This is a genomic window from Pseudomonas sp. DCB_AW (assembly GCF_026240895.1).
In the GTDB taxonomy this organism is placed as follows: Bacteria; Pseudomonadota; Gammaproteobacteria; order Pseudomonadales; family Pseudomonadaceae; genus Aquipseudomonas; species Aquipseudomonas kermanshahensis.
Map to the genome: position 1 here is coordinate 15,349 of NZ_JAPFCE010000004.1, position 14,309 is coordinate 29,657.

The following is a 14,309-nucleotide window of genomic DNA, read 5'->3' on the forward strand; positions in this document are numbered from 1 at the left end:
CACTGCTGTCACCGGCCTCTTCGCAGCACAAGGCTGCTCCTACCTGGGTCGCTGGAGCGCGTGTCAGGCCATGGCCTGGGCGCGGAAGTCCTTGGGCGATTGCTCGAACTGCTTTTTGAACGAGCGGCTGAAATGCGCCGAGTCGGTAAAGCCCCACTTGTAGGCGATCGAGGTGATCGACTCGCGCTTGAAGAACGGGTTGGCCAGGTCGTCCGCGCTGCGCTTCAGGCGCGCACGCTGGATGTAGCGGCAGACGCTGTCACCCTCCTCCTCGAACAGGCGGTACAAATGCCGAACCGAAATGTTCAGCCGGCCGGCCAGGTTGGCCGGTGTCAGCCCGGGCTGTGACAGGGATTCGTCGATCACCTGCTGCACATAGCTACGCAGGTTGGCCCCACTGAGCGGGCCAAGGGTGTGCGGTGAGTCGCCATTGCGCTCGAAACCGGGCTCCAGCAATGCAATGAATGCCGTCTGCAACGCATCGCCTTGCGCACCATCGCCACTGGCATGGTCGTCCTTGCACAGTTGGTCCATCAAAACATGCAGCATGCGCCCGCAGGCATTGGATGAGGAAATCTTGCCGAACATCGCACCGCTGCCTTGCACATGCTTGCGCACCTGCTCGCGGGAAAGGGCCAGCGAAACATGCTCGATCAGCCCGCTGGGGGTGATCTCGCAACGCCCGACAGAGTCCATCAGCAGCAACTCGCCCGGCGCCAGGCTGACCTGCATGCCGCCCTGCGCCACCGTCGAGTAGCCCATGCGCTGGCTGACCAGAAAGCAATGCTGGTCGTCGTCGAGGGTCGGGTTTTCGCCCAGGCGGCGGATGTTGCCGGCATTGGTGCGCAGATTGGCCAGTGGTAACCCCGCACGGGAAAACGTCGACACTTCGCCGATGAACAACGCCGGGTTGGAGGCCAGCTCGGTCTCGAAACGGCCGCAGATCTGCTGCATGTCCGTGGTCCAGCGTTCCAGACCCTGACGGTTGGGTTGTTGAGTGTGCATGGATGCCCTCGACGCAGAATTTGTTGTTATGCAGCCATTGTTAACATGTTATCAATGACCGCACAACTGTGATCTCTCGTCTGAAGCTTGAGCAAGGCACGTGCCAAAAAAGGCTTAGAGACGGGGTAGCGATTGCCCGAACAGGCCGAGGCAGGCCATCAGGTGCGCGCGTTGCGGCGGGCTGATCTGAATGTAGCGACGAAACGCTGGCATGCGGTTGACCACTTCGCTGCCGCCCATGTGTTCCAAGGTCAGCCACCAGTGGCCATCGCGGCATTCCAGGGTCAGGCGCTTGAAATCCAGCGGCATCAGGGCGGCGGTCAGTTGCGCATTGTTCAGCAGTTGCTCACGTACCTGGGTGAAACGCGCCTTGTCGCCGCTGCGGTACACGCACGCCAGGCCGGTACGACGGATTGCACCCGCATGACGCATTTCGAGCATTACCCCGCCCCCTTGCAGGGCAGGCAGGCACAGGCAGAATTCGCAGGTGACCACATGCATCAGCAAGTGCGCCTCGACACACTCACGTACCTCGGCACGCCAGCCCAGCGCCGGGTTGTCGATCACCCCGCGGGCGGGTTCAAGCAACTGCATGTGCACCTGCCCCAGGTTACGCGACAGCAGCCCCAGCGTGGCCCCGGGCCGGTAGCCGGCCGGGGCACGCGGCGCCAGCAGGCGATCACGCAAACGTCTGATCATGGTGCAGGTGCTCCACTGCATGGCCCGGCTCTGCCGCAAATTCTTTTTCCAGCACATCCTCGACCCGCGCCGGCTTGAACGGGTTGACCTTCTGCACGCACAGCGTCCAGAACAGCGCATAGGTGGCGGTGCCGGCCAGCATGATGGCGAACGGCACATAGATGTCGGCCGGGTTCATGCCTGGTGGGGTGATGAACGCCATGCCAATGACGATACCGCCACTGGAAATGATCTGCGGCAGCGGGAACAGTGGCGAGCGGTAGGCCCGTGGCAGGTCGGGCCGGCGGATGCGCAGGATCACCACCGACAGCGTCACCAGCAGGTATGCCGTGCTCCAGGCACACACTGCCGCCAGCACCAGGTGCAGGATGTTGTCCGGGTTGCCGCCCAGGTACCAGGCGTGCAGGCAAGGGATCAGGGCAACCACAAGAATGCACAGCAAGGGCGTCTTGAACCGCGGGTGAAGGTAGGCGAAAGCCTTGGGCAGCGCGCCGTCCACCGCCATGCCGTACAGGATGCGAGGCACCCCGGCCATCAAGGTGTTGATGGTGGCGGCGCCGGCAAACAAAAAGCCGATACCCAGCCACACCGGGCCGATATCGCCCATCACCTGTTCAGCGAAACGCGGGATAGCCATGGGCGTGTCGAGCAAGTGCACGCCGCTGGCAGCATCGAGCACGACGTTTTCCACCTGGCGCTTCATGGCTGCGCCATAGATGAACATGCAGCTGGCCACGCCAAACAGGCCCAAGGCCATGGCCCGCGGCAACACCCAGGCCGAACGGCGCAGCTCCGGCGCCAGCGGCGTGACAAACTCACAGCCGACGAACATGAACATGGCCATGCCGATCAGCGAGAGGATGGTCATCAGGTCGGTGCCGACCAGCGACGCCCCGAACGGCCCTTCCAGCTCCACCGCCGGTGCGGCGATCAGGCCCAGCACGCCGAACACCATCAGCGTGGTCCACATGCCGAAGGTGAGGATCACTTCGGCCCGGCTGAACGCACTGACCCCAAAGGCATTGAGCACGGCGAACGCCAACACGAAGCAGACACCCAGCAGCCACGAACCGCCCGCCGACTCAGCCAGGGTGTTGAGGTGCTCGAAGTTCACCAGCGCCATGACCCCAGACAGGATGGTTTCGGCAGTACCGGCGAACACGTGCACGATCAGGTAGGCCGACAACGTGCCGGTGATGGCGAAGAAGCGGCCCATGCCGCAGTTGATGTAGTCGTAGACCGACCCTGTGGTTGGCAAGATCGAGGCCGCTTCGGCAAAGGTGGTCGACTGCGCCAGCATCATCAATGCCGCGATGACCATGGCCAAGGCGAAGGCACTGCCGCCAATGCCAAACCCCATGGTCGCGGTGAGGATCACCGGGCTGGCCATGATCAGCCCGACGGTGCTGGCCAGCGCCGTAGGAAAACCGACACTGCCCCGGTTGAGATGCTCGGTGAGCTTATTGTTGAGTGACATCGTTATGCCCCGGCTTGTTTTTGTGGCGTTGAACGCGGCAAGTGAACCTGCACGCACGGCTGTTGTTTGCCTCCCTGCGTCATCACTGTGCGCCGCAGCCGGCGGGGCGTCTTGCCCATGGCTGCCGTGGCCCTTGTTGCTGCCTGCCAGCACCTGCATGCCTGGCAGGCAGCGTCATGCCGCCGTCAGGGAGATGCAAGATCAGCACCGGGCCCGTTCACTATGCTCGACGCTTTGGCGGCCGGTCAGGCCGCGTTCCTCTGCCTCAGGAGCCAGCATGAGCGACATTACCCTTCTTCCCGCGGTCACGGCATTCTTGGCCCGCCAACATGGCGTGTTCATTCACGGCCACTCCATCGCCAGCCAATCTTCCTCGACCCTTGCCGTGGTCAACCCGGCCAATGGCGAAACCCTCGCGCGCATCGCCGATGCCAACCAGGCCGACATTGACCATGCCGTGAGCTCGGCGCGCCAAGGCTTCAGCACCTGGTCGCGCACCAGCCCGGCCGCCCGCGCCGGCGTGCTGTTCAAGCTGGCCGACCTACTGGAAGCCAACCGCGAAGAATTGGCCCAGCTAGAGACCTTGCAGTCGGGCAAGCTGATCGGCATCGCGCGCGCGTTCGAGGTAGAGCAGGCCGCGCATTTCTTGCGCTACTACGCAGGCTGGGCCACCAAGATCACCGGCCAAACCATCACCCCGTCCCTGCCCTCGTTCGCCGGTGAGCGCTACAGCGCCTTCACCCTGCGCGAACCGATCGGCGTGGTGGTGGGCATCGTGCCGTGGAACTTCGCCACCATGATCGCCATCTGGAAGCTGGCCTCGGCGCTGACCACCGGCTGCAGCATCATTCTCAAACCCAGCGAGTTCACGCCCCTGACGCTGCTGCGCATCGCCGAACTGGCCAGCGAGGCCGGCCTACCGCCAGGCGCCCTCAACGTGCTGACCGGCGGCGGCCTGGTGGGCAAGGCGCTGGTCGAGCACCCCGGTACCGACAAGGTCTCGTTCACCGGCTCCGTGCCCACCGGCATCGCCGTCGGCCAAGCCGCCATGGGCGCCAAGCTGACCCGTGCGACACTGGAACTGGGCGGCAAGAACTCGGTAGCGTTCCTGCCCGATGTAGCGCTCGACAAAGCCGTCGACGGCATCATTGAAGCTGGCTTTCTGCATTCCGGGCAGATCTGCGCCGCCGGTGAGCGCTTCTTCGTCCACCGCTCGCGCATCGACCCACTGCTTGACGCACTGTGCCAACGCCTGGGCCAGCTGAAGGTCGGTTCGCCGCTGGATGAGTCGACCCAGTTCGGCCCGGTAGCCAACAAGCCACACCAGCAGAAGCTGGCCGAATTGTTCGCCACCGCACGCGCCGAAGGCAGCCAGATCATTCATGGTGGGCACATTGGCGATGGCCCAGGCTGCTTTGTCGAGCCGACGGTGATTCTCGCCAAGGGCGCCAGCGACACCCTGCTCAACCAGGAAACCTTCGGCCCGGTGGCGACCTTCTTGCCGTACGACGACGAAGACGAACTGTTGCACCTGATGAACGCAACGCCCTACGGCCTCAGCGCCAGCCTGTGGACCAACGACCTGGGCAAAGCCATGCGGATGGTCCCGCAAATCCAGGCCGGTACGCTGTGGGTCAACATGCACACCCTGCTCGACCCCGCCGTGCCTTTCGGCGGTATCAAGGCCTCCGGCATCGGCCGCGAGTTCGGCTCGGCGTTCATCGATGACTTCACCGAGCTCAAGTCGGTGATGATCCGTTACTGAAGCGCCCTGCTGCATGCACCTGGCCAAGGCGGGCAAGCGCCTTGGCAGCCACGAACAAGACCCCACCCAGCCATCCACGCACTAATAGGCCGTCGCAGCCAACCGCGACGGCGCCTCGCCTCCACGAGGCTGCCCCCGAACAACAAAGGCCGCCTTGCGAGGTGCCGAGAACAATCGAGGGAAGTGCAATGTTCAAACCGCAACGGCTGTCCACCCTGGCCCTGGCCACGCTGCTGGCCAGCCAGGCCGCGCCGGCCTACGAACTCTACGCCGACGAAGACAGCCACGTGAATGCCGACATGCTCGCGGTGTGGGGCATGTTCAACAGCCGCAAGAATTATGACGGCACGGCCGGTGGCTCGACCTGGCGCGAGGGCTTCATCAAGTATGGCCTGAGCGGTGACCAGGGCCTGGCAGGCAACGGCAGCCTCTATGGCGCCTTGAACTGGGTGAGCTCCGCCACCTGGGGCGATGGGGATGCTGCCGGCAACACCGATGGCTCCGAGCGCACCACCAAGATCGAGGACGCCTACCTGGGCTGGCGTTCAGGCGACCTGCTGCCCTGGCTGGGCAAGGATGGCGTAGACCTTTCTGGAGGGCGGCAGGTGGTCCGCCTGGGCAGCGGCTTCCTGATCAACGACGACGGCCCGAACCTGGGCAACGGCGTGGCCGACGGCCACCTGGACCGCGGCGGCGCCTACTACTTGGCGGCGCGTCACGCCTTCGACCGCACTGCAGTACTGCGCCTGGGCGGGCAGGATGGCCTGCATGGCAGCCTGCTGTGGCTGAAGTCCGATAACCGCGCGCAGGCCGAGACCGAACTGGCCGCCGGCACCCTGGACTACACCCATGCTCTGGGCACCTTGGGGCTGACCTGGGTGCACGGTATCGACGTCACCGACCAATGGGCCAGCGCGTTTCAGAAAGCGCGTGAGGGCATGGACGTCTACAGCCTGCGTGGCGAAGGCAACGCCGGCATCGACAATGCCAGTTTCGCCTTCGAATACGCGTGGCAAGACAAGCAAGGCGGCCCGGAAAAAGCCTGGTACCTGCAGGCCGGCTATACCTTCGCCGACCTGCCTTGGGCACCCCAGGTGACCTACCGCTACACCCGCTACTCGGCAGGCTGGGACGCGCTGTTCAGTGGCCTGTCCAGTGGCTATGGCACCTGGTTCCAGGGTGAAGTCGCCGCCAACTATGCCGGGCCCTTCAACAGCAACACCGGCATCCACCATGTCGGCGTGAAGGCGACCCCGCTGGAAAACCTCACGGTCGGTGCGCTGTATTTCGACTTCGACACGGTGCGTACCCGCGACAGCCTCAACCTCGATGCCCGGGAGCTCGACCTTTACCTGGAATGGGCGGTCAACGACCACCTGATCATCAGCCCGCTGGTGGGCCTGTATCAGCCCCGCAAGGACGAGCGCAACGGCGGCAATCAGGTGGGCGGCAACGGCACCAACGTCTACAGCCAGCTGACTGTTGCGGTGCCGTTCTAGATCAGCACATGAGCCACTGTAGGAGCAGCCTTGTGCTGCGAAGAGGCCAGTGAAAACACAGTAGATCTCCGCTGCCTTCGCCGGCCTCTTCGCAGCACAAGGCTGCTCCTACACGAAGCGCAGCCGTGGCACGGCAGGTCAAGTCGCCTGGCACGCTGACGCAAGACGGCCTGCCGCTCGTTAGCGAAACTGACACCACAAATGACAGCCCCCGCCCACAAAAACAAAACCTGACAACGGCCGCCTTGCGAGACCCGCCATGACCCTCGATACCCGCATTGACTTCATCTACCTGTCCGAACAGGACATGATCCGCGCCGGCGTGACCGACATGCCCGCCTGTGTCGATACCATGGAAGAAATGTTCGACCTGCTCTACCAAGGCGACTACCGCATGGCCGGCCCGAACAACGACTCCCACGGCGCGATGATCACCTTCCCCGAGCAATCGCCGTTTCCGCACATGCCAAAGCCGACCGCAGACCGTCGCATGATGGCCATGCCGGCGTACCTGGGCGGCAACTTCCGCACCGCGGGCGCCAAATGGTACGGCTCCAACATCGCCAACCGCGAAAAGGGCCTGCCACGCTCGATCCTGATGTTCACCCTCAACGACGCCGACACCGGCGCCCCACTGGCACACATGTCGGCCAACCTGCTGTCGGCGTACCGCACCGGCGCCATCCCCGGGGTTGGTGCGCGCCACCTGGCCCGCAAGGACGCCAAGGTCATCGGCCTGGCCGGGCCGGGCGTGATGGGCAAGACCACGGTTGCCGCGTTCATGGCGGTGTGCCCGCTGATCGACACGATCAAGATCAAGGGCCGAGGCCAGAAGAACCTGGATGACTTCGTTGCCTGGGTCCAGGCGACCTTCCCGCAAATCACCCACATCCAGGTCGTGCAGACCCTGGAAGAGGTGGTACGTGACGCCGACCTGGTCAGTTACTGCAGCTCGGGTGAAGTCGGCGACCCCAGCACTTACCCGCTGGTGCGGCGCGAGTGGGTCAAGCCCGGTGCGTTCTTGGCCATGCCTGCCCCGTGCAGCATCGATGACGGCATGGAGCGTGCGGACGTGCGCAAGGTGGTGGACAACACAGGGCTGTACCAAGCCTGGTTCGAAGAACTGCCCAAGCCTGCGCACAACCATGTGCCGCTGGTAGGCGTGCGCTTCATGGACATGATCGCCGAAGGCAAGCTGGACGCCGCGCAGGTCGAGGACATCGGCAAGATCATCAGGGGTGATGCGCCAGGCCGTCTGAACGACGAAGAAATCATCCTCATGTCGGTGGGTGGCATGCCTGTGGAAGACGTTGCCTGGGGCACCGTCGTGTACCGCAACGCGCTCGAGAAAGGCATCGGCGTGAAGCTCAATCTCTGGGAAAAACCTGTCCTTAGCTGACTCCTCAACCACTCAAAAAAGGCTCCCCCATGACGCAGATCACCAAACTGAAAACCGGCTCGAAATTCGAAGACCTGGCCAGCTATTCCCGCCTGGTGGCGGTGGACAACTGGATCCACGTTTCCAACACCGCTGGGCGCAACCCGCAGACCCAGGTCATCCCTGAAGACGTGATCGAACAGACCCACCAGGTATTCGCCAACATCGAAACCGCCCTGGCGGCAGTCGATTCAGGGCTGGGCGATGTGATCAGCTCGCGTGTGTTCATCCAGGACCCGGCCGACGTGCCAACGGTCATGGAAGTGATCGGCGAAAAATTCCGAGGCATCGACCCGGCCACCACCGTCACCTGCCCGCCTCTGGGCTCGACCGTCTACAAAGTCGAGCTGGAAGTGACGGCGTACCGGGGGGCTTCGCGCGCGCAGGTCACGCTGATCCGCCTGGGCGAGTAATGCGCCGCCAGCCTTGAACCGCAACATTCCGTTCACACTGCCGCCGAGTGAAGCCATGTCCCCCGTCATCGACCCTGTGCACACCCCTACCACCCACCCTCAGGCCACGAGCGTGGTGATCATCGGGGGAGGCATCATCGGCCTGACCGCGGCCCTTACCCTGGCCGAACGCAACATCCCCGTGGTGCTGCTGGAGAAGGGGCGCCTTGCGGGTGAGCAGTCGTCGCGCAACCTGGGCTGGGTGCGCAAGACCAACCGCCATGCGCACGATATTCCGTTGGCCCTGGCCGCCGACCAACTGTGGGCGAAAATGCCGGAACGGGTCGGCAGCGATGTCGGCTACCGGCAAGCAGGCATCATGTTCATCGGCCGCAACGACACGCAGATGGGCATGCACGAAAGCTGGCTCAAGAGCGTCGAGCACCTTGGCCTGGACTCACGGCTGCTCAGCAGCAAGGAGATTGCCAACAAGGTGCCCGGCGGCCGTGCCGACTGGGCCGGGGGCATCTATACCGCCTCGGACGCGCGCGCCGAGCCGACCCTGGCCGCCAGCGCCATCGCCCGTGCAGCGATCGCCAAAGGCGCGGTGCTCGTGGAAAACTGCGCGGTGCGCACGCTGGTCACCGCCGCTGGCAGGGTCAGCGGCGTTGTCACCGAGCAAGGCGAGATTCGCTGCGACCAGGTATTGCTGGCCGGCGGCTTGTGGTCTCGCAAGTTTCTCGGCAACCTCAATATCGACCTGCCCACCCTGCCGCTGACCTGTTCAGTACTGCGCACCCACCCGCTGGACGGCCCGACCGACATTGCCGTGGGCGCACCGGACTTTTCCTTCCGCAAACACAAGGATGGCGGCTACATCATTACCCAGCGCGGGGCCCTCGATGCGTTCCTGACCCTGGATCACCTGCTGCTGGGCAGGCGTTACCTGCCGCAACTGCGGGCACAGCGTGACTTTTTGCGCATCAGCTTCGGCAAGTACTTCTTCAAGGACCTGGCCCTGGCCCGGCGCTGGGGCCCGTCGCAGGTGACGCCCTTCGAGCGCGTCAGGGTTCAGGACCCACAGGCCAACACGGCATTGAACGATGAAGCCTTGCGTAACCTGAAGGCAGCCTGGCCAGTGTTCGAGCAGGCCCGGATCGCCTCAGCCTGGGCAGGCACGATTGACGTCACCCCTGACTCAAACCCCGTGATCGGCCCGGTGCCGGCCATTCCCGGCCTGACCTTGGCGACCGGGTTTTCCGGGCATGGCTTCGGCACCTCACCGGCAGCGGGCCAATTGGCGGCAGACCTGGTTTCGCAGTCCCCCACGTTGATCGACCCGAGCCCCTATCGGTTCGAGCGGTTTGCATAGTCGTGCTTCAGCGGAACTGATACTCCAACCCGGCGCCCGCATACCACGACCGCCCCGGCGCAGCTTCGTAGTAGCGTGCGTTGCCGTCACCCACAATCACCGACCCCACATACTGCCGATCAAACAGGTTGTCCAAGCGGATCAGCTGGTGGAACGTCCACGGCCCAGCGTGCTGTTCGAAGCGCGTCCGCCAGTTGAAGACGGTATAGGCCGGCGCCGGTTTTGCGGTATTGCTGTCCTCCACATACACCTTGCTGCGGTACTGCCCTTCAACCCCCATGCTGACAAACGTCGCTGGGTTCCACACGAGCTCGCCGAACAGGTTGTCGAGCGGCACGCCCGGCAGGCGGTTGCCATCCTCGATGGTCTGCGTGCCTTGGGCGAAATCTTCGGCGTAGCGGGCATCGGTGCGTGTGTACACCACGGTCGTCTGCCACTGATCGCTGAGGTCACTGTGCAGGCTCGCCTCAAACCCGCGGCGCAAGGTCTTCCCGGCGTTTCGGTAACTGGTACGGCCGTCGGTGGCGCTGGCCACCACGATTTCGTCATCCGTATGGATTTCGTAAACCGCGGCGTTGAGCCGGGTACGTTCGCCGAGCCGGTATTTGACGCCCACTTCATACTGGGTGCTGGAGGCTGGCTTGAGCCCGAAGTTAAAGCGTTCAACCTGGCCAGGGGCGTACGCCATTTCAGCCTGGGTCGGGGTCTCGAAACCCTTGCCGACACTCACGTAACCACGCACATCCGGCGTAAACGCATACATCACCGACAGCGATGGCGTGTTCTGCTGGTACGTCTTCTTGCCACTGGAATCGCCATTGGCCAGGTAGTGGTCATCGACGCGCATTTGCATCGAGCTGTGGCGCAGGCCAAGGTCAGTGGTCCAGTTGCCGAGCTCCCAATGCGCCTGGATATAGGGGTCCAGGCTGGTGGCGGTGTCTTGCTCGTCACGCCGCAGCTCACCTTTGACGCCCAGCGTGTCGCCGCTGAAATTCTGGTAGCCGCGGCGGTCATCCTTGCTCTGGTCATAGTCGGCGCCAACCGTGACCGTGAGGTTGCCGGGGGCGGCTACAACCGGCTGTATCCAGCGCAAGGTGCCGCCGTGAAACGCACGGTCGAAGTCCACTACCCCACCGCCACGCTGGCTGTTGGAGGCCACTGTTTTCGGAATGGACAGGTACTGCACGACGCTACGCTGCCCCGCGTAGAGGTTGAACTGCAACGTGGCATCGCCGAAATAGCGCTCGTAGTTCATGCCCAACTGCTGATGGTCGATGCTCTTGCGGGTGTTGTAGAGGTCCGCCACCGCTGCGGTGGAGCGAGGGTCATGTTTATAGGCGTCCCAGGTTTGCCCCAGCGGGTCTTGCGTGTTGTTCTGTTCTAGGCTGCTGTAGATCAGCGCCAGGCGCGAGTCAGCGTCGGGCCTTACGTGCACCTTGGCGAAGGTCTGGTCGCGTCGGGCGGCGCTGTGGTCACGGTAACCGTCGGTGTCCATGCGCGATGCATCGAGCACGAAGCCGGCGGTTTCGTTGCCACCCTCGGCCGACAGGTGATTCTTGTTGAAACCGTCGCTGCCAAAAGTGGTTTCGGCCCCTACCCTTGCAGGCCCCTGCCCGTCCCGGCTGAACATCTGGATAACGCCGCCGGCGTTGCTCCCGTACAGGGTCGCTGCGGGGCCGCGCAACACTTCGATGCGATCGGCCACATCCAGGTTGAGCGAGGCCGCCTGCCCCTGGCCGTCTGGCGTACTGGCCGGGATACCATCGCTCAGCAGCTTGAGGCCGCGAATACCAAAGGCCGAACGTGCGCCGTAACCCCGCGATGACACTTGCAGGTCTTGCGCATAGTTCTGCCGGTTTTGCACCACCAGGCCGGGCACCTTGGTCAGCACTTCTGAAAGATTGACGCCCAACTGGCCGTCGGTCCCGTGGGAAAGGTCCACGGTATCGATCGAAAAAGGCAGGTCGAAACTGCCGGTTGGCGCGTAGGCGCCAGTGACCACCACCGGGTCGGTGATCAGCACATCGACTGCCTCGCTGCTGGCATGGCTCAACGGGCTGATGCTGCCGGTCAGCAACAGGGTCAGGCCTGTGCGCAAAGGGGCAGGTCGATGCAAACGGAATGGGTACATGTGAAGCTTCCTGAAGCTTGGGCCTGACCGATTTCGCGTCATGCCCAAGGCGTCACTGCTGTGTCCAGGCACAGAGCGCGCGAATGATAGCGGAGAGGTGATGGCACAGATGGTACCAATCCTTCACCTCGGCCACACACACTTTTGCCTCACAGGCAGTTGCGAATTTACTTACGGTGAAATACTGTACGCACATACAGCAAAAACAAGGAAATGCCTGTGGCCAGCACCTCCTCAGCAACACCGAGCAGCTATGAACAACTGGGCGTACGTATCCAGAAGATCATCAACAGCCCCACCGCCCAACGCAGCCGTGCAGCGCTGATCTTCCGCCTGGAGCAAGAGTCCCCGGATGACTGGGAGACCCTGCTCGAAGAAATCGCCGAGAACGACAACGTCACCCTCGCCCATCGCGACGATGGCGGCGTGCAGATTTTCTGGACCGTGCCCAAGGAAGACTGACTGCGCATGAGAGTTTCGCTTTTCGCTGCAGCCTGCCTGCTGTTGTCTACTCCGTTCGCCCATGCCGATGCCCCACGCACGTTCCAGGAGGCCAAGAAGGTCGCCTGGAAGCTATACGCGCCACAATCGACGGAGTTTTATTGCGGCTGCAAGTACAAAGGCAACAAGGTTGACCTGGCCTCTTGCGGCTATACACCGCGCAAGAATGCCCAACGGGCTTCGCGCATCGAATGGGAGCACATCGTGCCGGCTTGGCAGATCGGCCACCAGCGCCAGTGTTGGCAGGACGGTGGGCGCAAACAGTGCTCGCAGCACGATGAGGTGTATAAGCGCGCCGAGGCCGACCTGCACAACCTGGTGCCCAGTATCGGTGAGGTCAATGGCGACCGCAGCAACTTCAGTTTCGGTTGGCTGCCTGAGCAGCAGGGCCAGTACGGCAGTTGCCTGACCCAAGTCGACTTCAAGGCCAAGAAGGTCATGCCACGCCCTTCGATCCGCGGCATGATCGCACGCACGTACTTCTACATGAGCAAGCAGTACAACCTGCGCTTGTCGAAGCAGGACCGGCAGCTGTTCGAAGCGTGGAACAAAACGTACCCGCCGCAGGTATGGGAGCTGCAGCGCAACCAGCAGGTGGCCTGCGTGATGGGGCGCGGTAATGCGTTTGTTGGGCCGGTGAACCTCAAGGCCTGCGGCTGAGGCTCAAGCCAGTGTCTGCAGGTAGGCGCTGGCCTCCCGGTAACGGGCCAGCCGCGCCAGGTCGGCGGGGCCAGGAACTGGGATGCGCGAGAGGTCGCTGTTATCGGCCAGGTCGGCCAGTTTGACGGTGCGCGCCAACGGGTCGCCACCAAGGCGCTGGACGAAGTCTTGGTAAGATTCGCCATCACGCCGGCTCAGCGCCAGCAGCGCGGCAAGAATTTTCAGTGCAAAGCCTTCACGCGCCAAGTCGGACAGGGTCATCGGCGTGTCTTCGATTACATCATGAAGCACCGCGACGATCCGCTGCTCGGGCGTGGAAACCCGCATCATCACGCGTAGCGGGTGCAGGATATAGGCCGCCCCACCCTTGTCGTATTGCCCTTCATGCGCCCTGGCAGCCACGGCAATGGCCCGCTCCAGTGTAGACATGAGGCCCTCCCCGTTCAGCTCTCCCAGTGCAAGCATAGCCCGCACGGGCATATACGCCCAGCCTTTGTAGGCGCAGCCTTGTGCTGCGAAGAGGCCGGTGCAGACGCCCTGTATTCAGGTGGCTGCACCGGCCGCTTCACAGCACAAGGCTGCGCCTACACGGTGTGGGTTGCGGGGTTAGCGCTGGGCGCCATGCTGGATGACCACCGAGTCGGTGCCCAGCTTGGCCATCACCTCGGCCTTGCGCGCCTCGGCTTCTTCCTTGGTCGGGAATGGCCCCATCAGCACCACCGGCTTGCCGTTGCGGTATTCGACCGAAGACGGGATGCCCTTCTCGATCAGGCGCGCCGTCATGTCGCTCAAAGCGCCCATGTTCGCCCCCTGCACCACTTCGACATCCCAACCTTCTGGGGCCGGCTCACCGGCCAGCGCCTCGGCGCGGCGCTGCAGGTCGGCACCACCGCACAGCTCGCGGATACGCAGGTTGTTGCCGCTGTCGTCGACGATGATCTCGTATTGGCCATCACGCTTGATCGCCACGTAGCTGCGGTAGGCTTCGTACTGCCCGGCGTCGTCCTTGCCGCGAACCTGACCGCAGATGGTGCCGTGGGTGTCGATCCGCACGTTGCCGAACTTGGCAGTCTTGGGGTTGTGCAGGTGCTCGGCCACCTGTTTGTGCACGCCTTCGACTTCGTTCTCACAGCCCGCCAGGGCGAGCACTGCCATTACCACAGCCAGTTTGCGCACGCGTGTACCTCCAGATTCGAAGGGGCGGATTCTAGCATGCCGCCCCCGGGCAAGGACCGCGACCATACGTTACACCCTGCTACCGCGATGCGCCGACCACGGGCCCCTGCGCAGCCACGGCCCGCGCACTGATCGCCATTTCTTATCCCCCTGATAAAAAACTTGAGGCAGCCGAAACCGGGCGTTTCAGACAA

At 63.4% G+C, this 14,309-nt stretch carries 13 protein-coding genes; 7 read left to right on the forward strand and 6 right to left on the reverse strand.

The features are described 5' to 3' along the window. Positions 1 to 63: 63 nt before the first annotated feature. The 3 genes from feaR to OO306_RS04465 form a co-directional block, all read right to left on the reverse strand. A complete protein-coding gene (gene feaR, locus OO306_RS04455; RefSeq protein WP_027596119.1) occupies positions 64 to 1,005 on the reverse strand; it encodes a transcriptional regulator FeaR in 942 nt (313 codons plus the stop codon). 114 nt (positions 1,006 to 1,119) lie between these two features. Continuing rightward, positions 1,120 to 1,704: a DUF3156 family protein gene (locus tag OO306_RS04460; RefSeq protein WP_265967865.1), complete on the reverse strand. Its 585-nt coding sequence runs from the start codon at positions 1,702 to 1,704 to the stop codon at positions 1,120 to 1,122. Continuing rightward, positions 1,685 to 3,181, reverse strand: a complete 1,497-nt coding sequence (locus OO306_RS04465; RefSeq protein WP_027596117.1) for an APC family permease — start codon at positions 3,179 to 3,181, stop codon at positions 1,685 to 1,687. Before OO306_RS04465 ends, OO306_RS04460 begins: the two co-directional genes overlap by 20 nt. 277 nt (positions 3,182 to 3,458) lie before the next feature. Here OO306_RS04465 and OO306_RS04470 point away from each other — a divergent pair, with 277 nt between their 5' ends. The 5 genes from OO306_RS04470 (at position 3,459) to OO306_RS04490 (ending at position 9,647) form a co-directional block, all read left to right on the forward strand. Then, on the forward strand, positions 3,459 to 4,946 hold the full coding sequence (locus tag OO306_RS04470; RefSeq protein WP_265967866.1) for an aldehyde dehydrogenase family protein: 1,488 nt from the start codon (positions 3,459 to 3,461) through the stop codon (positions 4,944 to 4,946). A gap of 188 nt (positions 4,947 to 5,134) precedes the next feature. Then, positions 5,135 to 6,445, forward strand: a complete 1,311-nt coding sequence (locus tag OO306_RS04475; protein WP_265967867.1) for a hypothetical protein — start codon at positions 5,135 to 5,137, stop codon at positions 6,443 to 6,445. Between the two features lie 259 nt (positions 6,446 to 6,704). Continuing rightward, on the forward strand, positions 6,705 to 7,844 hold the full coding sequence (locus OO306_RS04480; protein ID WP_099454650.1) for a tyramine oxidase subunit B: 1,140 nt from the start codon (positions 6,705 to 6,707) through the stop codon (positions 7,842 to 7,844). A 29-nt stretch (positions 7,845 to 7,873) separates the two neighbouring features. After that, a complete protein-coding gene (locus OO306_RS04485; protein ID WP_027596113.1) occupies positions 7,874 to 8,296 on the forward strand; it encodes a RidA family protein in 423 nt (140 codons plus the stop codon). A 55-nt stretch (positions 8,297 to 8,351) separates the two neighbouring features. After that, positions 8,352 to 9,647 carry an FAD-binding oxidoreductase gene (locus OO306_RS04490; protein ID WP_265967868.1) on the forward strand — a complete coding sequence of 432 codons (1,296 nt, stop codon included), beginning with the start codon at positions 8,352 to 8,354 and terminating at the stop codon, positions 9,645 to 9,647. A gap of 7 nt (positions 9,648 to 9,654) precedes the next feature. Here OO306_RS04490 and OO306_RS04495 read toward each other — a convergent pair whose 3' ends face one another. Continuing rightward, positions 9,655 to 11,778, reverse strand: a complete 2,124-nt coding sequence (locus OO306_RS04495) for a TonB-dependent receptor (RefSeq protein WP_265967869.1) — start codon at positions 11,776 to 11,778, stop codon at positions 9,655 to 9,657. A 219-nt stretch (positions 11,779 to 11,997) separates the two neighbouring features. Here OO306_RS04495 and OO306_RS04500 point away from each other — a divergent pair, with 219 nt between their 5' ends. Continuing rightward, positions 11,998 to 12,240, forward strand: a complete 243-nt coding sequence (locus OO306_RS04500) for a DUF1654 domain-containing protein (protein WP_027596110.1) — start codon at positions 11,998 to 12,000, stop codon at positions 12,238 to 12,240. A gap of 6 nt (positions 12,241 to 12,246) precedes the next feature. Continuing rightward, the gene (locus OO306_RS04505) at positions 12,247 to 12,939 is read left to right on the forward strand and encodes an endonuclease (protein ID WP_238210828.1); all 693 of its coding nucleotides are present in this window, start codon (positions 12,247 to 12,249) and stop codon (positions 12,937 to 12,939) included. Positions 12,940 to 12,942: 3 nt separating this feature from the next. Here OO306_RS04505 and OO306_RS04510 read toward each other — a convergent pair whose 3' ends face one another. Both OO306_RS04510 and OO306_RS04515 read right to left on the reverse strand, forming a co-directional pair. After that, the gene (locus tag OO306_RS04510; protein ID WP_027596108.1) at positions 12,943 to 13,368 is read right to left on the reverse strand and encodes a GTP pyrophosphokinase; all 426 of its coding nucleotides are present in this window, start codon (positions 13,366 to 13,368) and stop codon (positions 12,943 to 12,945) included. A 177-nt stretch (positions 13,369 to 13,545) separates the two neighbouring features. Next, on the reverse strand, positions 13,546 to 14,115 hold the full coding sequence (locus OO306_RS04515) for an SPOR domain-containing protein (RefSeq protein WP_027596107.1): 570 nt from the start codon (positions 14,113 to 14,115) through the stop codon (positions 13,546 to 13,548). Positions 14,116 to 14,309: the final 194 nt, after the last annotated feature.